The organism is Embleya sp. NPDC056575 (assembly GCF_042793325.1).
Taxonomy (GTDB): domain Bacteria; phylum Actinomycetota; class Actinomycetes; order Streptomycetales; family Streptomycetaceae; genus Embleya.
The window spans coordinates 32,036-56,999 of record NZ_JBHTVA010000038.1 but is presented as its reverse complement, the minus strand read 5'-3'; the positions used below and the strand labels follow the sequence as shown (position 1 = coordinate 56,999).

Here is a 24,964-nt window from a genome sequence, read left to right as displayed (position 1 = left end):
CGTCTGACACTCCGGTAAGCACCGGCGTCGTCGATCGCTGCCACCGAGTCCTTGCCGCCCCCATTCGTCCGACGCGGCACAAACCGTCATGCCGGAGCCCCCTTCAGTCAGGGGGCTCCGGCATGCGGAGATCTTGCTGCGGAAATCCTGTTATTTCATCGAAGGCCAGAGATTTCCGCGTCGAGCAACGTCGGCGTCACCAAGAACCGGTATCGGCTCAACGGACGCCGAGCATTCTCAACAGGTCGGGAACACCTGGTGCGACGCACACCCATTCGTCGAGACCCGGAGGTAGATACAGGACCCTGGGGTCTTCCGAATCGCCTGAGTAATCCAAGGCGAGAGGTTCGTCGTAACCGGCATCTCCGATCAGCAGTGAGAGTTCGGGTCGGATGCGAATCCCTCCGGCCGCATCGGACCCGTGGGCCCCATACAGACTCCGCTCCTCATTCCCGGAGCCCCACCAAGGCGCGTTCTCGATGAGCATGGAATCAAGGGAATAGAGTGCCTTGACACGAACCGAACCGGAACCGTTCCCGATATTCACTGAAACTCCCGCCGAGGGCAGGACCCACCTACCGCTCAGCATGGCCCGCACGATATCCACGGGCACTGCCAGACCGCCTATGACCACGCGTGGAATCATCCGGTAACCGTCCGTCCAGTCGCCGATCTCAATGCTGCGAGGATCGCCTGCCTTTGGCTGGTGCTGGCCATCCCACCCGAACCCGGAAAGTTTCTTCCGGTAACCCCGCGCGAGAGCCAGGTAACTGCCAGGGATCCACCTTCCTGGACGATAGCGGTAAATCCGACGGTCGTTCTCGAATCGTCGAAGAATCGCGTGTTGAGGATGGCGTGCCCCCCACGCCGAGGAAGGATCGCGCCCGGCGCACCATCGCTGAGTCGCGCCTCGAATCGGCCGGTACTGGTGTCGAAGACGCCGCTGAATCCGTGCCCCGGACTCTGCCGATCGATCGAAGTGGCGTTCCTCTCCGGCTGCCAAGTACTGGAGAGTCCACCGCAGTTATGGGCAAGCAGAGGGGTCTGCCCCGCGAGCGGATGATACGTGTGCAGATCGGCAACCGTGAGGTTGTGGACACGCTGGTACGCGGACCACTTCTCGACCGCAGATATCGGAATCCATGTTCCGCTCGAGGTTCGAAGTCGTTGTCCGACTTCGAGGTCCGCCGCCTTGACCCACTTGCCCAGCTCAGGAACCCAGAACGGGTGCCCAGCCGTGGCGGTTATGATTTCGGCGCCTCGTTCGCCGTCCTCGACCGTCAGGCGGACGAGGTCCTTTGCTCCCACACCGTCGATCAGCGCGACAACCGGTTCCGGTTTCTGTTCCCCGGTCGAGGAATCCGTGGCCAGAACTTCGTCTCCGATCAGCACATCTTCGATCGGCTTCGCGGAACCATCGCCCATCAGAATCGGCGTTCCGGGGACGAAACTGTTGCCGCCACCGTTCCGTGAGCAGTTGTCCTGCGGTGATTCCTCCTTCTTTTTGGCTGGTCTTTCCGCCTTCTTGCTTTCGGTCGATTTTGAGCTCTTGCCATCGCCGTCGGCCTTCTTGGCCTGCGTTGTGGATTCCTTGCCCTGCTTGGCAGCCGATGCGGCAGCTTCGTCGGCCTTCTTGGCTGCCGCCGCTGCGGCTTCCTCCTGGGCCTTCTTCGCTGCGGCGGCCTCCTCCTCGAGTTTTCGGGCTGCCGCTGCCGCTGCTTCCTGTTCTCGTTGCCATGCCGCCAGGTCCTCGGCGTACTTGGCCATGGCCTGCTGGTAGCGCTCGGCTCTCGCGATGATGTCGAGGGCGCGTTGCACGACGCCGGCCCACTTCTTCATCGCGTCGTAGGCGCGCTTGAGGCCCTTGGCTATTCGCTTGGCCGCGCCTCCGCCGCCGAAGAGGGAGAAGGCCGCGTCCGCGGCGATGCCCGCGCAGGCCCAACCGTCGCCGCTGACGCAGTCGCGGATGTCGTTGTAGCCGGACGCGTCCTTGAGGGCCGACATCGCGGCTTCCATCGCGACGTCGATCAGGCTGCGGCCCTTGGCCCAGTGCGCCCAGGCCAACTCGGCGTCCGAGAAGTCCTTGATCGGCATCACCGGCATGCTGATCGCCAGACCCGACGGGTCGCTGAACGTCACCGGGGAGTTGGCCGCGTACACGTACGCGTTCATCTGCTTCGGTTCGCTGTAGTCGACCACCGGGTCGACGGACAGGAACCGGCCCACCGCCGGGTCGTATTCACGCGCGCCGAGATGGACGAGCCCCGTGGACTCGTCGTTCGTCCCGCCTACGAAACCCTGGTTACCGGGCCAGATCGACGGCTTGACCCCGCGAACATCACCGAATGGGGTGAACTTTCGACGCGTCACCTCCTGGGTGTCCGCGTCCACCGCCGTGTTCGCGGTGCCGTTCTGGTCCGCCATCAGGTACGAACGTTTGGTCTGACCGTTCTCGACCGTCTTGACCAGCGTCGGCCCGGCCGGGTGCGCGTAGTAGCGCGTGCCCTTGACGATGTTGCCCGCCGGGTCGAGTTGGACCTCGGTTCCCGGGAGGTACAACGTGGTGCCCGACGGGTCACGCTTGATCAGCCGTTCGCCGCCCGCGTCGTACAGGAACGACGTGACCTTGGCGCCCTCGGTCACCTTCGAGACATGCCCCTCGACGTCCCATTCCAGATTCTGCGTATCACCCTGGATGGTCCGCGTCGCGGTGTTGCCCGCCGCGTCGTAGGTATACGACTCGGTCCGGCTTCCGCCCGGGCCCGTGGTGTCGACCTTCTTCAGGTAGTTCGCGCCCGCCGTGCCCGGAGTGCCGTACGTGTAGGTCCGGTTGACGTCCTGGCCCGCCGCGCCCGCCGGGTCGTGCTTCGTTTCCGTCTTGCGGTTGCCCGCGGCGTCGAAGCTGTAGGACGACCAGTACGCGTCGGGGCCGCCCACGTTCGGCCGGCCGCCGTTCGGGCCGACCTGGCCCGGCTTCGTGGCGCAGTCGTCCGTGGCCGACCACGCGTCCGTCATCCGGCGCATGTAGTCGTACACGAAGCACTGGGTGTCGGTCGTCGACGGCGTCGGGTTCGACCCGAACGCGTCGGTGATCTTGGTGATGTTGCCGACCGTGTCGTACTCGGTCCGCGCGTCGTTGATCCGCGACGGCGAGGTCTCCCGGTCGTTCACCGTGCGCGTCGGCCGCCGCGTCTGCTCGTCGTACTCGTACGTCGACCACACCTGCTTGGGCGCGGGACCGGCGTGCGTGCGCAGCACGTCGCCCAGCGGCGAATAGTCCACCCGGTCGACGAACGTGTCCCCGTTGACGCCCATCACGGTGGGCAGCTCGTACCGGTTGTAGGACATCGTGATGTCCTCGATCGGCAGACCCGCCACCGCCGGGAACGTGCTGGTCTCGGGCAGACCGTTGGTCTCGGAGTAGGTGCTGGAGAAGGTGTACGTCTTCGCCAACTTGCCCTCGGAGGGCGGGATGGTGATCTTCGTACCCTTCGGGCGGTACTCCGTGTCGTAGCCCGTGATCTCCTGCTTGTACGCGTTGCCGTTCACGAACCGCGTCGACGAAACCGGCAGCCCCAGCGCGTTCGGCAGCGTGTCGAACACCGACTCGGTCAGCTTGGGACCGGTGATCGAACCCTCGTGCGTGGCCTTGACCCGGCCGAGCACGTCGTACTCCGGCGCGACCGTCTTCCCACGCGCGTCCGTCGTCGTCGCCAGTCGGTCACCCGCGCCGTAGGTCATCGTCGACGTGCCCTTGTCCGGGTCCGTCACCTTGACCTGACGACCCCGCAGGTCGTACTCGAAGCCCCACGTGTTGCCGGCCTCGTCCACCACCGACGACAGTTGGCCGCGCCGGTTGTACCCGTAGCGCGTGGTGTCGTGGGCGCCCGTCGGCTCCGTGCCCTTGAAGAACTGCAACTCCGTCTTGCGACCGACCGCGTCCAGGATCGCCTTCGTCGGCGTCTCACCCGTCGGCGGATCCACCGTGACGAAGTCGCCGCCGTAGGTGGTCGTCGTGCGCGAGGTCTCGACCCCGAACTTGCGCGAGATCTGGACCGTCGGCTGACCCGTCGAGTTGTACTCGGTCAACGTCGACGCCGGGACCTTGGTGTCCAACGGCGCGAACATCGCCCCCTCGGGCGCGCCCTCCGCGTAGTAGCCGCCGTTCGACTTCCAGATCTGCCCCAGGCTGTTGTAGAAGGTGTCGGTCACCATACGACCGCCGCCCAGCGCCTCCATCTGGGTCTGCCGGATGCGCAGGCTGCCGTCGTAGATGTCGTAGCTGGTGCGGTAACTGCCGTCGTCCAACAGGTTCTTGTTGGTGATGACGACCGGCCCGTCACGACGCACCGTGTACGAGAACTCGGCGTCCGCCGACTTCTGATCGGGGTTCCGGTCCGGCGACCACGCCTTGACGAGCCGACCCAGCGCGTCGTACCGCATCACGCTGCGCCGCTTGTTGGCGTCCTCCTGGGCCAGCGTCGCGCCGCGTCCCGGGTCGGTCTCGACCGACTGCCGGTGGCCGAGCGGGTTCGTGATCGTGGTCTTGGTCGGGATCTGTCCGGCGGCCGGGAAGTATTCGGTCGAGTTGACCGCGCCCAACACATCGGTGACCGACTTCGGCCGACCGTACGCGTCGAACGTGGCCGTGCCGTCCGGCACATACACCGGCTGACCGCCCACGTAGTCCGAAAGGGACTCCGTGCGCTCCAGATTGCCGACCCCGTCGTAGAACATCTTCGCGTCGGAGGTGACATCCTCGGGCCGCTGTACGTTCTGCGCGTCACACGCCTTGGCGACCGACTCGATCCGCGACTGGCGGTCGATCATCCACTTGGTCTCGTCCGGCGCGTACCAGTACCGCGTGCACGAGTCGTCGTTCGCATCCGCGATATCACCCAGCGACGACGTCGTCTCGATGAAGCCCCGCGCGTTGAACGTGCTTTCCGTCGCCGTACGGCGCCAGCCCCGCCCGTCCGTCAGCAGCACCCGCGAAGCGGTCTTCGTCGTCTGCTGTACATACGCCTGCAACGGCGGCGTCTCGTTCGTCCGCACGCGCGTCGCGGTCGGACCCGACAACCACGGCGTGTACGTGGTGGCCGCCTGGAGCGGGCCGCCTTCGCCGTCGTAGACCAACACCTCGCGCGTCTGGCCCGCGTACAGCTTGTGGTCGGCGATCTCGCCGTTCTCGGAGTCCTTGACCTTCACGCTCCGCCGGGCATCCGACGTCGGTGACGCCCGATCGCCGTCCAGACCGCGGAAGAACAACGTCTCGGTCTGCGTACGCCGGTCCGGGGCCTGCCCGATCAGCGTGCGCACCCGCTCGTAGCCGCGCCACTGCGACCACGTACGCGTCTTCGGTTCGGTGAGCTCGTTCTCCTCGTCGTACGCCCACGCCGGCGCGCCGAGGTAGTCGTACGAGGTGACCCGGGTCGGCGTACCGGCGATCGCGTCCTGCTCCTGGACCCGCTCCACCACGTGCTTGTGGAAGTAGTCCGTGACGTAGAGCTTGCGCTTGCGGTCCGGGTCGGTCGGGTCCGGGATCTCCTGGATCACCGGATAGCACCGCAGCGCGTTCGACTCCGCCGCCGTCGGCAGCTTGACCGGGTCGACCGCCGAGCACTCGGTGTCCTTGAACTTCACCGAGACGATCGAGCCGGTCTCGGTGTCGATGTTCTCGATCCGGTAGCGAAGATACGGCGGCAGCGCGTCGCCGTCCTTGTCCACCCGGTTGGGCAGTTGCCTGCCGCGGAAGGTGACCGGCGGCAGCGTGATCGGCGTGCCGTTCTTCCCGGTGCGCTGGATCGACGCGAGCCACAGCGGATAGTCGGTCCCGTCGCCCGTCATCGGGAAGTCCTGGGTCAGCGCCCAGGTGTCGACCGGCTGGTAGGCGGCGCCCGTCCAGACCTTGGTGTTGATCTCGGTCAACCGCTTGCGGGTGAAGAACGTCGGGGTGAACCGCGCCTTGCACTCCTCGTTCGCCGCGCACAGCTGGTCACCCGGGGTGTCCGGCCACATCTTGGCGATGTTCCAGTCGACCTCGGGCTTCAGCTTGTCCTCGGCGCAGTCGAACGTCGGCGAGGTCAGGCAGCGCTCGGCCACCGTGAAGTCGACCTGTGCGGGGGCGTTGGTGAAGAGGTTGTCGCCGCGCAGACCGTACGAGACGTGGTCGAGCCAACCACCGCGGTCGTAGGCCCGGTTGGTCGAACCACCGGCGAACTTGAAGTTCGCGCCGTAGTGGTTGACCTCCTTGTTGTACCAATACGTCATGGCATTGCCGCGCGGGTCCACGACGTAGTCGAGGTTCCAGCGCCAGGCCCGGTCACAGGCCGAATCGGCGAAGTCCGGCTGGTAGCAGGGCTCTCCGGGCTGGTTGTTGTAGATCGGGACCAGCCACGCCGAGTTGGTGACGGGCTTGCCCGGCTGCCATCCGGGGACCTTGTTCAGGCCGAACCAGAACTGCACACCCTGCGGGTTGGTCACCCGCCAGTGCACGCCCTCCTTGTCGCCGTTGAGGTCCTGGGCGCCGGTGATCAGCTCGATCCGCGAACCGTCGTCCTTGGCCGGGCGCCACACCTTGGTGACGTCGTCCTGCACCAGCGGCGTCGATCCGCCGTTGAGCGACATCGTCATCATCGGCGCGCCGTGGCACAGGTCGCCGGTGTCGTCCTTGGGGTTGTTGAAGCCGGACCCGTCCTTCTTGTCCTGGCTGCACGGAACCCAGGTGCGCTCGATGAAGTTCGAGCCGAGGTCCCAGCCGTCGCCGACCCACGAACTCTGCTGCAACGAGGCCGAGGTGCGGCCGTCGATGCTCGCCGAGGAGTAGCCGAGCGCGAGCGAGGGGGCGGGGCCGCCGAGCGAGCCGGGCAGTTCCAGCGGGTACGACCACGAGAAGTCACCCGCGGCGCCACCGGCCTGCCACGACCCGGACGCGCTCAGCGACGTCGCCTTGTAGGTCCCGTTCGGCCCACTCGCCGAGGGGGTGGCCGCGAGCAGCATGCCCTGCGCCGGCGCGCCGGCCGTCCGGGCCTGGAGACCCGCCACGCCGGCGGCCGCGGGCTGCACGGTCGCGGTCAGCTTCCCCGTGCCCGAGTCGTTGCGCATCTCGACCGGGGTGCGGGTCTGGCAGGCGGGCAACTGCGGTGTGGTCACCGCACATTCGGGCATCGTGACGAACTGCAACCGGGAACCCCAGCCGCCGCCGTACGCGTTCTTGAACGCGCTGTAGTCGAGTTCGACGGACACCGGGGCCGCCTCGGCGCCACCGTCGGTGCGCTTGACGCCGAGCACCAGCCCGTTGCCCACGCCGGCCTTCGTCGCGGTCGCCCGGTCGAGCAGGTCGACCTTGACCTTGACCGACGGGGCGTCCACGGCCGTCCGCGCCGAACGGTTCGCCGCCCCGGGCACCATCGGCGAACTCACCCGGACCGGCAGCGAGCCCGCCGGCTCACCGGCAGGGGCGCCGGCCGACCTGGCGGTCGACAACCCCTGTGCACGCGGGACTTCCACCTCGGCCGAACCGGGTGCGGGCCAGGCCACGCCGGGCGCGCCCCGCCAGGTCTTCAGCTGCGACTCCGCCGGTGGCGGATCGTTTCGCTTCGTCGACGCCCGCTCACCCGGCACCCGGGTCAGCTGCTGCAGTTCCGGCAACGAAGGCTTCGCGGCCGGCTCCGCGGCGGCCGGCATCACGGTCAGGCTCGACCCGACCAACACCGCCGCGATCAGCGGTGCCGGCCATCGCCACGGGCGTTTGATCACCGTGCTCATCGCACGGGCTCTGCGTCTGCGCACAACCCCACCCAAGGAATTCGGACGTGGGGCCCCCAAGATCCACGCCACCCAATGATGGCGGTGAAGCTAGCAGTCGCAGAACCGTTCCGGCGACTTTATCGATTTTTATTCTTCGACGGCGACCCGGCATTCAAAAGCAAACTTCCATAGATCGGGAATCAGGATTTATAAACCGTATACCAACTACTTGGTAGTAATGTCCGCAAGGCGCGATGCTCGCCAAGCACGTCTGTGACCTGCTAAAACTCACGCCATGTGCGGTGCTTTGCACCGGACCGACCAGTCGTTTTCGAGCCATGGCGGCGCCGCATCCGCTCCTTCGGCGCCGTTCTCGAAGCGCCCATTCCTTCTCTCCCCCGGAAGCGCCGTGAAACCCTTGATAAAACCCCCGTCCACACCGTATTTTCGCCCGAAAAGGGCAGCGATCTGGGTGATTACGGCGGCATTGTCCGCCGGTTTGATCACCGCCATGCCGGCCGGCGCCGCATCCACCACGCCGACCACAAGGGTCGACAAAGAAACTCCCGCCGGCGCGAAATCGGCCCCGGCCGAGCAGGCCGACGACCAGGCCACGGCAGCCGCCGAAGCCAGGAAGACCGGCCGCCGCGTCGAGGTGGTGTCCCTGCGCACCGAGACGGACGAGGTCTGGGCCAACCCCTCGGGCACGTTCACCTCGGAGCGCGCGTTGAGCCCCGTCCGGGTCTGGCGCGACGGCACCCTCGTCCGGGCCGACGACACCCTCGCGGCTCGCAAGGACGGCCGGCTCGCGCCCAGGGCGGCGAGGATCGGGATGTCGTTCTCCGCCGGCGGCGACGGCCCCATGGCCGAACTCGCCAAGAACGACCGCAGAATCGCCCTCACCTGGCCCGGCGCGCTCCCGAAGCCGATCGTCGAGGGCGACTCCGCGACCTACCCCGAGGTCCTGCCCGGCGTGGATCTCAAAGTCGTCGCCAACGTCGACGACTTCGCCCATTACGTCATCATCAAGTCCCCCGAGGCCGGCCGGAATCCGGCCCTGGCCACGCTGAAGTTCGGCCTGAAGACCACCGGGCTCGACATCACCAGGGACGACAGCGGCGAGCTGCGCGCCCTCGACCCGACCGGCCAAGCGGTGTTCACCGCGCCCAAGCCGCAGATGTGGGAGGCCGGCCGAAACGCGACGGCCGGCCAGGATCCGGCGGCACGCGCACTCACCGCGGAGGGCACCACGACGACGGCGCCCGCCGACCCCACGGACGGCTACGACCCCGGCGCCAAGCACGCCGACCTCGGCGTCAAGCTCACCGGTCAGACCCTCGAACTGAGCACCGACCAGACCCTGTTGACCGCGCCCGACACCAAGTTCCCGGTCGTCGTCGACCCGGTCTGGCGCGACGACTGGAAGTTCGCCTGGGCACTGGCCTACAAGCACAACGCCATCGCCGGTTCCGCCGGCACCAGTTACTGGAACGGCGGCACCATGCCGGAGAAGGTCGGCCGGGTCGGCTGCGCCAAGGACGCCGACAGGGGCGGCGCGGTCGTCTGCGCCAAAACGTTCTTCCAGGTCGGCATGACGGAGCTGTGGGACAAGCAGATCATCAACTCCGTGTTGCGCCTCCAGCAGCCCTACGCCGGTGCCTGGAACTGCCGGTCCGGTGAACTCGAGGTCTGGGACACCGCAAGCATCTCCAAGGCGACCACCTGGAACAACCAGCCGAGCTGGGACCGCATGGTCGGCAGCATCGACGAGTCCTACGGCGGCCGGAACTGCCCGGGCGCCAACGACACCGTCGAGGTCAACGTGACCTCGGCGGTCGACCAGGCCGCCCGCAGCCACTGGGGCAACTGGACACTCGGCCTGAAGAGCCGCAACGACACGATCGACGTGTCCTGGCGCAAGTTCAAGCCCGACTCGGTCCGGATCAGCACCGAGTACAACACTCCGCCGCAAACGCCGGCCAACCGCGCCACCGACCCCTCGACGCCGTGCACCGGGGGCGTCATCGGCCGGACCGACCAGGTCGTGCTCTTCGCGCGCGCCGACGACGCCGAGGACAACAACCTCACCGCCGAATTCCACTACTGGAAGGAGGGTTCGACCGACGGTCCCACCAGGATCTACCGCGACATCTCGCGCGGCACGGTGGCCCGGGCCGAGATCCCGGCGAGCGCGCTCGACGGCACCTACCGCTGGGACGTGCGCATCTTCGACGGCCGCGTGTTCAGCCCATGGGCCGGCCAGTGCCTGTTCACCGTCGACGGCAGCCGCCCCGCCGAACTTCCCGGCGTCTCCTCGCCGCAGTTCCCCGCGGGCAATCCCGACCAGGCCGCCCAGGTCCGCACCCCCGGTGACTTCACCTTCACCGCCAACGGCGTCGCCGACGTCACCCGGTACCAGTGGTGGACCGAGAGCGATCCCAAGGTCCGGGAGGTCCCCGCGACGAGCGTCGGCGGCCCGGCGACCATCTCCTTCACCCCCACCGTCGCCGGCTCGAACTACCTCTACGTACGCAGCCTGGACGCCGCCGGAAACCGCTCCGACGTGCGCAACTACCTCTACTACGCGAAGCGTTCCCCGAACCGGGACAACCCGGGCGACCTCAACGGCGACGGCCACACCGACCTGATGAACATCGACCCGGGCTCGGGCAAACTGCTCACCCGACCCGGCCAGGGCAACGGCACCTTCGGCGCGACCCTGCAGGTGGCCGGCTCCTTCGCCGACGTGCGCTCGCTCACCCACCGGGGCACCTGGACCGCGGACTACTACGAGGACCTGGTCGCCCTGCGCCCGGCGCCGGACGGCCTGCGCAACCGCCTCTACGTCTACCCGGGACGCGGCGACGGCTCCCTGGAGAGTGCCGACAGCCAGCGCCGGGAGCTGCGGGTACGCGACCGCGAGACCAACGACCACTGGGCCGACGCCGACCAGATCGTCTCGATCGGCAGCGTCAACGACGACGACGGCAACGGCGTCATCGACGAGGCCGACTACCCGGATCTGCTCGTCAAGACCGGCTCCGCGCTCTGGCTCTATCTGGGCAGTCCGACCGGCTTCATCGACACACGCGGCGACGCCATCGCCCTGGGCAACGCCGACTGGCAGAACATGACCCTGATGTCCCCGGGCGACCTCAACGGCGACAAGCTGCCGGAGATCTGGTCCCGGGACACCGCCTCGGGCAGGATCCACCAGTACACCAGCCGCGCCAAGCCCGCCCCGGGGCCGGACGGCGACGGCAACCCCACCGCACTCGATCTCACCGTCTACGGCGACCCGGCCGTGCGCGCCGGCGCCATCGGCACCGGCTTCACCGGGGCCGCCTACCCGCACCTGACCAGCGACGGCGACCTGGAGAAGGACGGCTTCGCCGACCTGTGGTCACGCGACGGCGAAGGCAAAATCGTCGAATTCCCCGGCCAGGCGCCGTCCAACGGCTCCGCCTTCGGCCCGGCGCGGCAACTGGCCCTCGGCAGCACGCCGTGGAGCGAGTGCGAGTCGTTCGAGTCGGCGGCGACCGGGCGGCACGAGTTGTGCGGCCCGGTCCTGGCCAAGTTCCGCGCGGCCGGCGGCGTGGCCAACGGCTATCCCGCCATCGACATGGGCATCGCCCCGGACCAGGTCGGCCGCTACGCGCACTTCAAGACGCCGAACCGCCTGGACTGGTCGATCTACTGGCACCCCACCACCGGCGCCACCCTGATCGGCGGCGGCATCCGCCTCAAGTGGGCGGAACTCGGCTGGGAGACGAGCATCCTCGGCTACCCCACCGCCGACGACACCCTCGTCGGCATCGGCGAGGCATGGTTCAACACCTTCCAGGGCGCCGGCGGCTACGGCGCCATCTACTGGACACCCGAGTACGGCACCTGGTCCATCCACGGCAACATCTACACCAAGTACCTCGCGCTCGGCGGCCCCGCCGCACTCGGCTTCCCCACCACCGACGAAAGCGACGTACCCGGCAACACCGGCCGCTACAACCACTTCCGCAAACTCTCCGACGCCGCCGACTCGGCATCCATCTACTGGAACGGGACCACCAACGAAGCCTGGTCCGTCAAGGGCTGGATCCGGACCCGCTGGGCGCAGCTGAGCTGGGAACAGGGTTGGCTCGGCTACCCCACGTCCGACGAGTTCACCGTCGCCAACGGCGACATCAGGGAGAGCTTCCAGGGCGGCTACGTGCGCTTCAACGCGGTCACCGGCCTCACCGCGGAACACCGTCCCGACGACCGCACCGCTCACCTGCGCACCGACCTGTCCGGCGACTTCAACGGGGACGGGCGCGCCGACATGCTCACCGTCTACGACCACGGCGAGGAGACCACCGCGCTGTACACCCTGCTCGCCCGACCGACCGGCGGATACGAACCGCCTCGCAACGCGTGGACGGCGCACCACGGCTGGTTCAGCTACCAACACTCCAAGTGGACCACCGGCGACTTCAACGGGGACGGCAAGACCGACGTCGCCGCCCTCTACGGCTACCCCGACGGCAGCAACCGCCTGTTCACCTTCCTCGGCAAAGCGGACGGCACCTTCACCGAGGGCCTGGGCAGCGCCTACGTGGCCGCCGGCAACTGGACCGCGAACAAAGCCCGTTTCCTCTCCGGCGACTTCAACGGCGACGGACGCGCCGACACCGCCATGATCTACGACCAGGGCGGCAACTCCATCGGCACCTACACCTGGATCGCCAAACCCGACGGCACCTTCAACGACCCGCTGACCGGCTGGCGCGCCGCGCCCAACACCTGGGACGCGAACTCCGCCAAGTACGTCACCGGCGACTTCAACGGCGACGGACGCGCCGACATCGCCGCCATGTACGGCTGGTCCGACGCCAGCGTGACCCTCCACACCCTGCTCACCGACCCCACCGGCGTATTCACCGCACCCCTCCAGTCCTGGCGCGCGACGCCGTACAACTGGGACTGGACCCGGGTCAAACTCACCGCCGGCGACTACAACGGCGACGGCAAAGCCGACGTCGCCGCCATGTACCGCTACGACAACGACCGCGCGGCCCTGTTCACCTTCGCCGCCAAGACCGACGGCAGCGGCGGATTCGACAACGACGTGAAATCCTGGGACACCCCCGAGAACTGGTGGGCGAGCGGCTACGCCGGCCAACCCGTCTCGGGCGACCACGACAAGGACGGCCGCGCCGACATCTCGATCATGTACAACTACGGCAACGGCGCCACCACCGCATTCGTCTTCAAGGCCCGCCCCGACGGCGGCTTCGACGGAGCGTTCCCCGCCTGGCAGACAGCGCCGGGCACCTGGTAGTCGTCGAACCCCCACAGGCGGCCCCGCCGAACCGCACCACGCGGTCCGGCGGGGCCCTTCGGCGTGGAGATCAGAACCCGCCGCCCGGCGGCGCCTCGATCGGGTCGGCCGGGTCGAAGTCGAAGACGCGTCCGTAGAACCAGAGTTCGGCCTCCAGCGCGCGGATGATGTTCTCCGCCCGCCGGAAACCGTGTTGTTCGCCCTCGAACGCCAGGTAGACGTAGGGGAGTTTCTTCTCCTTCAGAGCCGCCACGATCATCTCGGCCTGCGCCGGCGGCACCACCTCGTCCTCCAGACCCTGGAAGACCGCCAGCGGGCTGGACAGGCGATCGGTGTGGTTGATCGGCGAACGGTCCCGATACACCGCCTCCGCCTCCGGATACGGGCCGACCAGGCGGTCCAGGTAGCGCGACTCGAACTTGTGCGTGTGCCGGGCCAGCGCCGCGATGTCGGCGACGCCGAAGTGGCTGGCGCCGGCGGTGAAGACGTCGTTGCCCACCAGCGCGGCCAGCGTGGTGTACCCGCCCGCCGAACCGCCCCGGATGGCCAGCTTCGTGCCGTCCACGACACCCGTGTCGGCCAGGTGTCGGGCCACCGCCGTGCAGTCCTCCACGTCGACGATGCCCCACGAGTCGTACAGCAGGTTGCGGTACTCCCGGCCGTATCCCGTGCTGCCGCCGTAGTTCACGTCGGCCACCGCGAACCCGCGGCTGGTCCAGTACTGGATCCGTAGGTTGAGCACCGCCGGCGCCTGCGCGGTCGGGCCGCCGTGGATGGAGACGATCAGCGGCGGCAGCGTGCCGGCGGGCGCCTGCGCGTTCGGGTTCTTCGGCAGGTACAACAGCGCGTGCGTGGTGCGCCCGGCCGGCGAGTCGAACTCGATCGGCCGCGGCGGGCTGAACCACCGGGCGTCGAAGCCGAAGTCCCGGGCCGGACGCAACCGTTCGATCTGGAGCGCGGTGCCCCCGGTGGGCGCGAGCCGGACCCGACGCGGCGCGTCCTCGTCGTCGGGACCGCCCCCGATCACCAGCACCCCTCCGGACACCGCGGCCAGGTCGGACAACCAGGTCAGCCCGGTCTCCACCCGCGTCGGCGCCTCCTCCGGACGGGTCGGATCGAGCACGCCCAGGTGCACGAAACCGCCCGCGTTGACCGTGCAGGCGATCCGGCCGTCGTCGAGGAAGGTGTAGAACCGCTCGCCGAACACCCACTGCGGGCCGCCGATCTCGGCCTCGACCGGCGCCACCGCCTCCACCTGACCACCCGCGCCGACCCGGTACAGGTTCCACCACCCGGTGCGGTCCGAGGCGAACCACAACGCCCCGTCGGGACCCCACTCGGGCTGCACCACCGACTCGCGTCCACCACCCGCGACCGCCTGCGCGCCGGTCGTGCGCGGTCCCGCCTCGATCGCGGCGACCATCAACTCCGCCGCGTCCCACGGCATGTCCGGGTGCGACCACTGGGTCCAGGCCAGCGCCGAGCCGTCGGCGGCCGGTCGCGGCGAGGAGACGAAGTCCGGCCCGGTGACCAGGACGCGCTCCGACTGCGTACCGTCCAGCGGCAGGGCCACGATCTCGTTGACCGCCTCGCCGTGCGCCTCGACCGCGGCCGGCTCGTGGCTCTCGCGCACCGCGACCAACCACTCCCCCGCCCCCCACCGCCCCGCGGGCACGACGGTGAAGTCCGCGTAGCGCAGCCCCGCCGGCTCCCGCGGCTCGGCGGTGATCGCCACCGGCGCGTCGTCGCCGGGCCCCAGCCGGTACAACCGCTGGTCGGTCCAGTTCGCGAAGACCAGCACGCCGGCCCGCACCGTCCAGGCCGCGCCACCGTACTCGTGCACCCGGGTGCGCGCCGAGAAACCCTCCGGCAGCACGTCCTCCGGCGCCCCGCCCGGACGCAGGCGCACCAATTGCACGCGCCCGCCCTCCGTCGGCCGCGCCTCGGCCCACCACACCTCTTCCCCGTCGGCCCGGATCTCCCCGGGACTCGCCGCCCCCTCCACCAACCGCTCGGCCGTGATCGGCGAGGGCCAGGAACCGTATGCCTGCGTCTGTTCCGCGTTCATGTCGGCACTCATCCCACGATCCTCGCCGTCCCACGCCGGGAAAGCATCCGGCGACCCCCTGGAAAACCCCGGAAAACCCGGTCGACCCCGGCCCGGTGCACGCGAGATCATGTGCGTATGACGACAGATCTCGACATTCGCGGCGTGCCGATACCCGCCGCCGAGCTGTCGTGGCGGTTCTCCCGTTCCTCCGGCCCCGGCGGACAGTCGGTGAACACCACGGACAGCCGCGCCGAGGTGTCCTTCGACCTGGGCGCCACCACCGCGCTGCCCGACGTGCTCAAGCAGCGCGCGCTGCGCCGCCTGGAGGGGCGGCTGGTCGAGGGCGTGCTCACCGTGGCCTCGTCCGAGCAGCGCTCACAACTGATGAACCGACAAACCGCCGCCCGGCGCCTGGCCGACATCCTGGTCGAGGCCACGGCACCACCCCCGCCGCCCCGGCGACCGACCAAACCCACGCGCGGCATGCGCGAGCGCCGGCTGCGCAACAAGCACCATCGCAGTGAGATCAAACGACTGCGCCGCTCGACCGGAGACTGATCCCGGGTCCGAACAGGCTCCGAAGCGGACCCAAAGTCGAGATGAAGCGTCGCTTACCGAAGCATTACGGATCACACCCGGAAAACCGGCGCATGAGCACGATTCGCCATCGCAGACTTCGAACGCCGGCCAGTGCCGCGTACCGCAGCGAACGAAGCGAAGGACTCCGGGATGCCCTCCCCCGCACGTGCGCCACACCCAGCGCGACCCACGCTCCCCCCCGTCGCGTACCTCTCGTGGAGTCATCCGTGACCGCCGTCGGGCGGGCCCGTGCCCGCGCTCGGCACGAGCGGCGCACCTCGACGAACCACCACTGCCGGCCCGATCCCGAGCACCCGCCCGGGCCGGTGTTCGTGCGCTGGACCATCGCACCCGCCGTCGCGGGCGTACCGGAGGTCCGGCACCGCCTGCGCGACCTGTTACACGGCTGGGGGGTCGCCGAGGAGCTGACCGACACCCTGCTCCTGATCGCCACCGAACTGACGTCCAACGCGGTGCGCCACGCGGCGATCCACACCGACCGGATCCGGATCACCGCGGCCCACGGCGGCGCCGAGATCCGCCTCGAAGTGGCCGACGGGCACCCCTTCCGCCCGCACGCGCTCCTGGAGACGGGGCCGGAGTCCGAGGATGGGCGCGGTCTGATGATCGTGAAACTGATGGTGGCCGAACTCGGCGGCCGGATCGACGTGGTGCCCTGCGGTGCCGGCAAGAGCATCCGGGTCACCCTGGACACGGACGCCCACGCCTAGATCCGCCGGCGCGACGGCTCAGTGGAAGGCGTCCAGGCCGGTCAGCGCCTTGCCGATCACCAGCGTGTGCATCTCGGAGGTGCCCTCGTAGGTCAACACCGATTCCAGGTTGTTCATGTGCCGGATCACCGGATACTCCAGTGAGATGCCGTTCGCGCCCAGGATGGTGCGCGCGCTGCGTGCGATCGCGATCGCCTCGCGGACGTTGTTGAGCTTGCCGAAACTGATCTGCTCGGGCCGCACCCCGCCCGCGTCCTTGCGCCGCCCCAGGTGCAGCGCGAGCAACTGCGCCTTGCCGATCTCCACCGCCATGTCGGCCAACTTGGCCTGGGTCAACTGGAACGCGCCGATCGGCCGGCCGAACTGCTCCCGGGTGCGGGCGTAGTCCAGCGCCGACTCGAAGCAGGAGCGCGCCGCGCCGACCGATCCCCACACGATGCCGTAGCGGGCCTCGCCGAGGCAGCTCAGCGGACCGCGCAGGCCCACCACGTCGGGCAACACCGCGTCGGCCGGCAACCGCACGTCGTCCAGCGTCAACTCGCTGGTGATCGAGGCCCGCAGGGACATCTTGTGCCGGATGTCGACGGCCGCGAACCCGGGGGTGTCGGTGGGCACCACGAAGCCGCGCACACCCTCCTCGGTGCGCGCCCAGATCACCGCGACCTCGGCCACCGAACCGTTGGTGATCCACATCTTGCGCCCGTTGAGCACCCAGTCGTCACCGTCGCGCTTGGCGTGGGTACGCATCGACGCCGGGTCCGAGCCGTGGTCGGGCTCGGTCAGGCCGAAGCAGCCGAGCGCCTCGCCGGCCGCCATCCGGGGCAGCCAGGTCTGCCGGTGCTCCTCGCTCCCGAAGCGGTGGATCGCGTACATCGCCAGCGACCCCTGCACCGACACCAGCGAACGCAGCCCCGAGTCGCACGCCTCCAGTTCCAGACAGGCCAGGCCGTACTGCACCGCGCTGGTCCCGGCGCACCCGTAGCCGTCCAGGGTCATCCCGAGCACCCCGATCCCGCCGAGGCCGCGCGCCAGTTCGCGCACCGACGGCAGTTCGCCGCGCTCGAACCAGTCCGCCACGTAGGGCGTGACGTGGTCGGCGCAGAACCGCCGCACGGTGTCCCGGATCGCCCGGTCCTCGGCATCGAGCAGGTCGTCGATGCCGAGCGGGTCGGCCGGGTCGAACGCGGGTGCCTTGGCCATGCGGGTGCCTCCTGGGCTGTTCGGGAGACCCGAGCGGTGTCGGACGGGCCTCGATAGATTGCCCCGAACATAGATCCGGAACACGGGAGAGCACCACCATGACCGAGCCGCCGCCCGAACCGCATCCCCTCTTCGCGGGGGCGACGGGGCCGAACGACGAGACGCCCGAGGAGCGCCGTCGCCGACTCGAACAGGAAGAGGAGGACCGCCGCCGGCGCGAACGGCGCGAAGACCTCGCGGAGGGCGCCGGCGAGAGCCTGGGCGACCTGCCCGGGGGCGGCGGTGGAGGTGACGGCGGAGCCGGTTCCGGCGGGGGTGGCGGCGGGGGCGGCGGCTGCTTCGGTCGAGGCGGCGGCGACCGCGGTCGCGACAGCCGCGACGGCAACGGCGGCTGCTTCGGCGGCGGAGGCGGCGGCGGCGGGGGCGGCGGCGGTCGCGGAGGAGGAGGCGGGGGCGACGGCTGCGGCGGCTGCGACCCCTGCCTGCTCAACCTGCTCTCGCTCCGCCTGATGTGGATCACGCTCACGAGCCTGCTCCGCCCGCGCACCGGCTCGCCCGCCCGCCGCCTCGGTGCCGCCGTCGACCGCTACCGCACCGAGATCAGCCCGAAGACCGCGCCGTGTTGTACCTTCACGCCCACGTGTTCGACCTACGGCAAACGGGCGCTGCACCGCCACGGCGCGCTCCGCGGCACGTACCTGACCGCCCGCCGACTGCTGCGCTGCCGGCCCGGCAACGGCGGCTTCGACCCGGTACCGCCCGCACGGCCGGCTCGGCGACCGCGCTGACCGGTGGTCGGGGCGGGCCCGCGCCCGCCCCGACCCGGGGTCACTTCTTCGGCGACGGCGAGCGGCGCATCTCCTTGTGGATCAGCTTCCACTCCCGGGCGCGTTCGGCCCGGATGCGGTGGTCCTCGCGCGAGGCCATCCAGCGAGCCTCCCGGAGCAGCTTGCGGTAGCTGTCCAGGCGGCGCTGCGGGAGTTCGCCCGCCTCGATCGCGGCGAGCACCGCACAGCCCGGTTCGCTGTCGTGCGTGCAGTCGGTGAAGCGGCAGTCGGCCACCAGCGCGTCGATGTCGGAGAAGGTGCGATCCAGTCCCTCGCCGACGTCGTACATGCCCACCCCGCGCATTCCGGGGGTGTCCACGAGCACGCCGCCGTTGGGCAGCGGCACCAACTCGCGCCAGGTGGTGGTGTGTCGGCCCTTGCCGTCGCCGCGCACCGCCTGGACCGCGGTCACCTCGGTGCCCGCGAGCGCGTTGGTGAGGGTGGACTTGCCCGCGCCGGAGGTGCCGATCAGGGCGACCGTCTGCCCGGCGGTGTAGGCGTCCAGGACGTCCAGGCCCTCGCCGGTGACGGCGCTGGCGACGACCACGTCGACGCCCATCGCGACCGCCTCGACGTCGGCGCGCAGATCGTCGGCGTCGGCCGCGAGGTCGGCCTTGGTGAGGATGACCAGCGGTCGGGCGCCGCTCTCCCACGCGAGGGTGAGCAACCGCTCCAACCGACCGAGGTCGGGGGGCGTGTCCAGCGGGACGACGGCGCCGATCAGGTCGACGTTGACCGCGAGGACCTGACCCGCGGAGCGCCCGGACGCCTGCGAGCGCACCAGGGACGTACGTCGGGTCAACAGCGCCGCGACGAACGGCTCACGACCGTCGTCGGGAGTTTCCAGAACCGCCCAGTCGCCGGTGCAGGGCAGGTCGCCGCCGCCGTGCGCGGCACGCACGGTGCCGTCGGCGGTGACCACCTCGCAGAGCGAGCGGTCCACCCGGGCGATCCGGCCGGGGATCAGGCCGTGCCCGCAGTAGGGGGCGAATTCGGTGTCGCGCTCCGCGTCCCAGCCGTAGGCGGCGAGCACGTCGGAGGGCGGGATGGAGGAAGAAGAGGAAGAGGTGGAACGGGTGTGCTGCTGGGAAGACAAGCCGGTGGCCCTTCGAGGGGCGGATCCGCCGACCTGCGCGCCGTCACGACGAACGACGTGGCGCGGCTACGCGGTGCGGATCCTGAGGATGGGGGTGGGATATGAGGTCCAGCCCGTCCGGGCGACCGTCATCAAGGTCGTGGTCACGACATCCACCTCCCACCTGTCTCGTGCGGCTCTGGGCCGCGCTCCGGGCACCGCTTCTCACGGCCCGCGGGCCGCTGGAAAATCCTAGGTCATCACGGGCGCTCGCGTCGAGCGTGTTCCTGCTCGCCGAGCACCGGTCGGGTCGGGCGCGGCGGCCACGCGGTGTCGTCCAGCGGCAGCCCCGGCAACTCCTGTCCTGCGGGCATGTGCAGGCTGGGCGGCTGGCCGTTGGTGGGCGGCGGCCCCGGCGGGCGCGGCGGGCGGGACGGCATGCGGTTCTGCGGCTCGGCCGCCCGGCGGGCGCCGTTGGCCCGGCTGTTGACCGTGCCCGCGTCGCCGCGCTTGGCGTCGCGCGCGTGGATCGCCCAGCGCTCGGGGAACTCCGACGGCGGCTCGCCGAGGTCGGGGAGTTCGCCGTGGATGACGGTGTCCTCCATCTCGTCGTGCTCGCCCGCGGGCGTCCAGTCGCCGGGAGTGCCCCGGTGCCGCCCCGAGCGCAGGTGCTCCATCGCGGCGGCGATCTCCTCGGCGGCCTTCTCCTTGTCCCGCTCCGCCCGGGCCTGCGCGGTCTCCTGGCTCGGCCACACCTGGTCGATCGCGGCGTTGACGGCGGCGCCGATCAATACCGCCATGGCGGCGAAGTACATCCACACCATCACCGCGACCGGGGCCGCGAGCGAGCCGTAGACGGTGGGCCCGTCGATGGTGGTGGCCAGGTATACCCGGAGCAGGAAGCTGCCGACGATGCACAGCAGCAGTGCGACCAGCGCACCGGGTATGTCCTCGCGCCACGGCGTCCGCACCGGCACCGAGACGTGGTATAGCGAGGTGAGGAAGCAGACCGAGAGCACCACCAGGACCGGCCAATACAGGATGTGCACCGTCCCCTCGAAGTGCGGGAACGCCTTGACCACCAACTCCGGGCCGGCCACCAGCAGCGGGATCAGGAACATGCCGAGCAGCAGCCCGACCACGTACAACGTGAAGGACAACAACCGGGTGCGCACGATGCCGCGTTTGCCGGACAGGCCGTACATGATCGTGATGGTGTCGACGTAGACGTTGAGCGCGCGCGAGCCGGACCACAGCGCGATCAGGAAACCGGCCGAGACGATGTCGGCGCGCCCGGAGTCGAAGACGTCGTTGACCAGCGGCACGACCACCTGGTCGATGCTCTTGTCGGAGAGCACCGATCCGGAGGCCTTGATGATGTCGGCCTTGAGGTCGTTGACGGTGCTGCCGCCGATCAGGCCGTGCAGGTAGCCGACGGTGCCGGCCAGGCCGAGCAGCAGCGGGGGCAGGGACAGCAGCATGAAGAACCCGGCCTCGGCGGCGAGGCCGGTCACCCGGTGGTTGAAGCAGGAGATCACCGTTTCGCGGAGTATCCGCCACAGTGCGCTCCGCAACCGGATGCGACCGGCCCCTCGCAGGCGAGGTCGTTGTTGGTAGTCCGCTGCCACCCCTTTAAGGTATCCGGCCCGAGGCCCGCCATTCGCCAAGTAGTCGTCCGGGTGAACCACCCCCGGCGCGGGGGCTGGCGCCGGACCGCCGCGCGGACCGGTCCGCGCTGGTCAGCGACTGGGGATCAGCACCCCGGAAAGCCGGCTGAGCACCCTGGCCGCGGTCCGCAGTTCCTCGGCCGGGAGGTCGGCGAAAGCGCTCTCCCAGCTCTCCCGGAACAGCGCGTCGAGCCGGTACAGCTCGCGCCGCCCGGCGGGGGTGAGTCGAGCCACCGAGCCGCCCCGCCCGCGCCCGGCCCGCACCGCCTCGACCAGGCCCTCGCGCCCGTGTACGTCCAGCAGGTCGCGTACCGCGGCCGGGGACAGCCCGAGGACCCGGCCCAGCCGCTCGTTGTCCAGGTCGAGTTCGTCGGCGAGCGTCGCGAGCAGGCGATAGCGGGCGGCGTCGGCGTCGACCGGATCGGCCTGCCCGGCGCGGTCGGCGCGGATCGCGGACAAAAAGCCGTTGAGCGCGTAGCGCAGCGTCTCGACCGCCTCCTCGCGCCGCGGCTCGGGCCGCTCGGCGGCGGGCGCGGCGCCGGCCTCGACCACACAAACGGAGCGCGTTCTGCGCCGAGGCACACCCAGAACCTCGCCTGGCATACCGATCAGCTCCTCGTCCACTGTGGTGCGTGGGTCGTGATACCGCCCGGGGGTGCGTGATCCGACCACCCGTACCGTAACCAACCGCGGCGACGATCCATGCCACGGCCGCCCGCGAAAGATCATCTCATCCCACATTATGGGCAAGCGTGTTCGAAATATGAGATGGCCGTTCGCATCCCGGACACCGATGGACGGCTATCTGGCTCCATGTCAATCTTTGCGACATGTCTCGCGCCGGTATTGCTCTCGTAGGTCGACTCCACGTCGACCTCGGACGCATGTCCAGCGCCGTCTGTTCGCCGGTCTGACGACCCGCCCGCCGCATCAGCCTGCCGGGCGCGCGGTCGCACCGGCACCACGACTCTCACGGCCGGTCCGGCGAGGGTGCGGCCGGATGCCCCACCGTGCGTCCCCCACCGATCCGCCCGGAGGACGCTCCCCATGGCCGCCACTACCGACACCGCCGGCAGCGGTCCCCGCGCCCGCAAGACCGCTCGCCATCGTGGCGAGGGTCAGTGGGCCCTCGGCCATCGTGAACCGCTCAACGGGAACGAGCAGTTCAAGAAGGACGACGACGGTCTCAACGTGCGAGCCCGCATCGAGAACGTCTACGCCCACCGGGGCTTCGCCTCGATCGACCCCAACGACCTGCGCGGACGCATGCGTTGGTGGGGCCTGTACACGCAGCGCAAGCCCGGGATCGACGGCGGCAAGACCGGCGTGCTCGAACCGCACGAGCTGGACGACGAATACTTCATGCTGCGCGTGCGGGTCGACGGCGGCCGGCTGAACCTGGCCCAACTGCGCGCCGTCGCGGAGGTCTCCGAGCGGTTCGCGCGCGGCACGGCCGACATCACCGACCGGCAGAACGTGCAGTTCCACTGGATCCGGATCGAGGACGTCCCGGAGATCTGGCGGATCCTGGAGGGCGTCGGCCTGTCCACGACCGAGGCGTGCGGCGACACCCCGCGCGTGGTGCTCGGTTCCCCGGTGGCCGGCATCGCCGAGGAAGAGATCATCGACGGCACCTGGGCCATCGACGAGATCAACCGGCTCTACATCGGCAAGCCCGAATACTCCAACCTGCCGCGCAAGTTCAAGACCGCCATCTCCGGATCGCCGCTGCTCGACGTGGCGCACGAGATCAACGACGTCTCCTTCGTGGGTGTCGTGCACCCCGAGTTCGGTCCGGGCTTCGACGTCTGGGTCGGCGGAGGGCTGTCCACCAACCCCAAGCTCGCGGTCCGACTGGGCGCCTGGGTGCCGCTGGAGGAGGTGCCGCAGGTCTGGGAGGGGGTCATCTCGATCTTCCGCGACTACGGCTACCGCCGGCTGCGCAACCGTGCCCGGTTGAAGTTCCTGGTCGCCGACTGGGGGCCGGAGCGCTTCCGCGAGGTGCTGGAGAGCGAATACCTGGAGCGCAAGCTGATCGACGGCCCCGCGCCGGACGCGCCCGCGCAGGTGTGGCGCGACCACGTCGGCGTGCGTCCGCAAAAGGGCGGCGGCTTCTACGTCGGCTTCGCCCCGCGCGTGGGCCGGGTGGACGGGGCCACGCTGGGCAAGATCGCCGACCTCGCCGAGCGGCACGGGTCGGACCGGGTGCGCACCACGGTCGAGCAGAAGATGCTCATCCTGGACGTCGCCGAGGACAAGGTGGCCTCGCTCAAGGAGGGCCTGGAGGCGCTGGGCCTGCGGGTGGACCCGAGTCCCTTCCGGCGCGGCACCATGGCCTGCACCGGCATCGAGTTCTGCAAGCTGGCGATCGTGGAGACCAAGGGCCGCGGGATCACGCTGATCGACGAACTGGAGCAGCGGCTCCCGGAGTTCGACCAGCCGATCACGATCAACATCAACGGCTGCCCGAACGCGTGCGCGCGCATCCAGGTCGCCGACTTCGGCCTCAAGGGCCAGCTGGTCCTGGACGAGAACGGCGAGCAGGTCGAGGGCTACCAGGTGCACCTGGGCGGCGGCCTGGGCCTGGACCCCGGCTTCGGTCGCAAGATCCGCGGCCTCAAGGTGACCTCGGCCGGGCTGGCCGACTACATCGAGCGGGTGCTGCGTCGCTTCGAGGAACAGCGCGGCGAGGGCGAGCGCTTCGCCCAGTGGGCCGTGCGCGCGACCGACACGGACCTGTCGTGAGCGCCGCCGGCGGTGCCGAGCCGGGCGGGCGGGCCGTGCCGTTCTACTGCCCCTTCTGCGGCGACGAGGACCTGCGCCCGCACGAAGAGGGGCACGGCACCTGGTTGTGCTCGGCCTGCCGGCGGGCGTTCTCGCTGAAGTTCCTCGGCCTGGTCTTCCCGACACGGCACAGCCCCGACAAGCATGGCGACGGGCGGCGGGGCCCCGACGGGCCCGGCACCGAGCCGCTCACCGGCCACACGCACCAGTCGATCGCACAGGAGGAGGGCCGATGACCGTCACCGAGAGCACCGACCTCGAAGCGCTCGCCGGCCGGGCGGCGCTCGAACTGGAGGACGCGACCGCGTCCGAGATCCTGGCCTGGACGCACGAGCGGTTCGGGCCGGCCTGGTGCGTGACCTCCTCGATGGAGGACGCGGTGGTGGCGCACCTGGCCTCGAAGGTCGCCCCCGGGGTGGACGTGGTCTTCCTCGACACCGGCTACCACTTCCCCGAGACCATCGGCACGCGCGACGCGGTCGACGCGGTCTACGACGTGAACGTGATCACCGTGCACCCGGAGCTGACCGTCGTCGAGCAGGACGCGAAGTACGGCCCCGCGCTGCACGATCGTGATCCCGACGCGTGTTGCGCGATGCGCAAGGTGGCGCCGCTGGAGCGGGCGCTGACCGACTACCGCGCGTGGGCCACGGGCCTGCGCCGGGACGACTCGCCGAGCCGGGCCAACACCCCGGTCGTCTCCTGGGACGCGCGTCGGCGCAAGGTCAAGGTCGCCCCGATCGCGCGCTGGACCCAGGACGACGTGGAGGCGTACATCGCCGAACACGGCGTGCTGACCAACCCGCTCCTGATGGACGGCTACGCCTCGATCGGCTGCGCGCCCTGCACCCGCCGGGTCGCCCCCGGCGAGGACGCCCGCGCCGGCCGCTGGGCCGGCCTGGGCAAGACCGAGTGCGGGATCCACGCATGACCGGCCCGATACGCACCACGGCACCGTGCTCGACGAAGACGAAGGAGGGGTTGG

At 69.8% G+C, this 24,964-nt stretch carries 15 protein-coding genes and 1 pseudogene; 8 read left to right on the top strand and 8 right to left on the bottom strand.

Going from position 1 to position 24,964, the window contains the following annotated elements; translation table 11 throughout:
* Positions 1-217: 217 nt before the first annotated feature.
* The 3 genes from ACFRCG_RS27975 to ACFRCG_RS27965 all read right to left on the bottom strand — a co-directional run bounded on the left by ACFRCG_RS27975 (position 218) and on the right by ACFRCG_RS27965 (position 8,421).
* Positions 218-646: a hypothetical protein gene (locus ACFRCG_RS27975; protein WP_380036404.1), complete on the bottom strand. Its 429-nt coding sequence runs from the start codon at positions 644-646 to the stop codon at positions 218-220.
* Complete coding sequence (locus ACFRCG_RS27970) at positions 643-7,767, bottom strand: RHS repeat-associated core domain-containing protein (RefSeq protein ID WP_380036402.1); 7,125 nt, start codon at positions 7,765-7,767, stop codon at positions 643-645. Before ACFRCG_RS27970 ends, ACFRCG_RS27975 begins: the two co-directional genes overlap by 4 nt.
* Before the next feature lie 270 nt (positions 7,768-8,037).
* The gene (locus ACFRCG_RS27965) at positions 8,038-8,421 is read right to left on the bottom strand and encodes a hypothetical protein (protein WP_380036400.1); all 384 of its coding nucleotides are present in this window, start codon (positions 8,419-8,421) and stop codon (positions 8,038-8,040) included.
* Between ACFRCG_RS27965 and ACFRCG_RS27960 the strand changes: the two genes are divergently transcribed.
* Positions 8,408-13,066 (top strand): FG-GAP-like repeat-containing protein, encoded by a 4,659-nt coding sequence (locus ACFRCG_RS27960; RefSeq protein WP_380036398.1) that lies wholly within the window; start codon positions 8,408-8,410, stop codon positions 13,064-13,066. The two genes, ACFRCG_RS27965 and ACFRCG_RS27960, sit on opposite strands and share 14 nt — an antisense overlap.
* A 70-nt stretch (positions 13,067-13,136) precedes the next feature.
* On the opposite strand, the gene ACFRCG_RS27955 is transcribed toward ACFRCG_RS27960, so the two are convergent.
* On the bottom strand, positions 13,137-15,146 hold the full coding sequence (locus ACFRCG_RS27955; RefSeq protein WP_380036396.1) for a S9 family peptidase: 2,010 nt from the start codon (positions 15,144-15,146) through the stop codon (positions 13,137-13,139).
* Positions 15,147-15,251: 105 nt separating this feature from the next.
* On the opposite strand from ACFRCG_RS27955, the gene arfB reads away from it, so the two are divergent.
* Positions 15,252-15,674, top strand: a complete 423-nt coding sequence (gene arfB / locus ACFRCG_RS27950) for an alternative ribosome rescue aminoacyl-tRNA hydrolase ArfB (protein WP_380036394.1) — start codon at positions 15,252-15,254, stop codon at positions 15,672-15,674.
* A gap of 248 nt (positions 15,675-15,922) precedes the next feature.
* The gene (locus ACFRCG_RS27945) at positions 15,923-16,426 is read left to right on the top strand and encodes an ATP-binding protein (protein ID WP_380036392.1); all 504 of its coding nucleotides are present in this window, start codon (positions 15,923-15,925) and stop codon (positions 16,424-16,426) included.
* Positions 16,427-16,444: 18 nt separating this feature from the next.
* Here ACFRCG_RS27945 and ACFRCG_RS27940 read toward each other — a convergent pair whose 3' ends face one another.
* Entirely contained in the window at positions 16,445-17,626 is a 1,182-nt protein-coding gene (locus ACFRCG_RS27940) for an acyl-CoA dehydrogenase family protein (protein ID WP_380036390.1), read from the bottom strand.
* Positions 17,627-17,724: 98 nt separating this feature from the next.
* Between ACFRCG_RS27940 and yidD the strand changes: the two genes are divergently transcribed.
* Positions 17,725-18,414: a membrane protein insertion efficiency factor YidD gene (yidD, locus tag ACFRCG_RS27935; RefSeq protein WP_380036388.1), complete on the top strand. Its 690-nt coding sequence runs from the start codon at positions 17,725-17,727 to the stop codon at positions 18,412-18,414.
* 40 nt (positions 18,415-18,454) lie between these two features.
* Here yidD and rsgA read toward each other — a convergent pair whose 3' ends face one another.
* The 3 genes from rsgA to ACFRCG_RS27920 all read right to left on the bottom strand — a co-directional run bounded on the left by rsgA (position 18,455) and on the right by ACFRCG_RS27920 (position 21,798).
* On the bottom strand, positions 18,455-19,549 hold the full coding sequence (rsgA, locus tag ACFRCG_RS27930; RefSeq protein ID WP_380036386.1) for a ribosome small subunit-dependent GTPase A: 1,095 nt from the start codon (positions 19,547-19,549) through the stop codon (positions 18,455-18,457).
* Positions 19,550-19,788: 239 nt separating this feature from the next.
* A complete protein-coding gene (locus ACFRCG_RS27925) occupies positions 19,789-21,156 on the bottom strand; it encodes a YihY/virulence factor BrkB family protein (RefSeq protein ID WP_380036384.1) in 1,368 nt (455 codons plus the stop codon).
* Between the two features lie 111 nt (positions 21,157-21,267).
* Positions 21,268-21,798 carry a MarR family winged helix-turn-helix transcriptional regulator gene (locus ACFRCG_RS27920; protein WP_380036382.1) on the bottom strand — a complete coding sequence of 177 codons (531 nt, stop codon included), beginning with the start codon at positions 21,796-21,798 and terminating at the stop codon, positions 21,268-21,270.
* Between the two features lie 227 nt (positions 21,799-22,025).
* Here ACFRCG_RS27920 and ACFRCG_RS27915 point away from each other — a divergent pair, with 227 nt between their 5' ends.
* The 4 genes and pseudogenes from ACFRCG_RS27915 (at position 22,026) to ACFRCG_RS27900 (ending at position 24,910) form a co-directional block, all read left to right on the top strand.
* A complete protein-coding gene (locus tag ACFRCG_RS27915) occupies positions 22,026-22,109 on the top strand; it encodes a putative leader peptide (protein WP_355541009.1) in 84 nt (27 codons plus the stop codon).
* A 133-nt stretch (positions 22,110-22,242) separates the two neighbouring features.
* A complete protein-coding gene (locus ACFRCG_RS27910) occupies positions 22,243-23,940 on the top strand; it encodes a nitrite/sulfite reductase (protein WP_380036380.1) in 1,698 nt (565 codons plus the stop codon).
* Positions 23,937-24,134: pseudogene (locus tag ACFRCG_RS27905) on the top strand (hypothetical protein); the annotation flags it as partial. The gene ACFRCG_RS27910 and the pseudogene ACFRCG_RS27905, both read left to right, overlap by 4 nt.
* A 77-nt stretch (positions 24,135-24,211) precedes the next feature.
* Positions 24,212-24,910 carry a phosphoadenylyl-sulfate reductase gene (locus tag ACFRCG_RS27900; protein ID WP_126639411.1) on the top strand — a complete coding sequence of 233 codons (699 nt, stop codon included), beginning with the start codon at positions 24,212-24,214 and terminating at the stop codon, positions 24,908-24,910.
* The last annotated feature ends 54 nt before the right edge of the window (positions 24,911-24,964 follow it).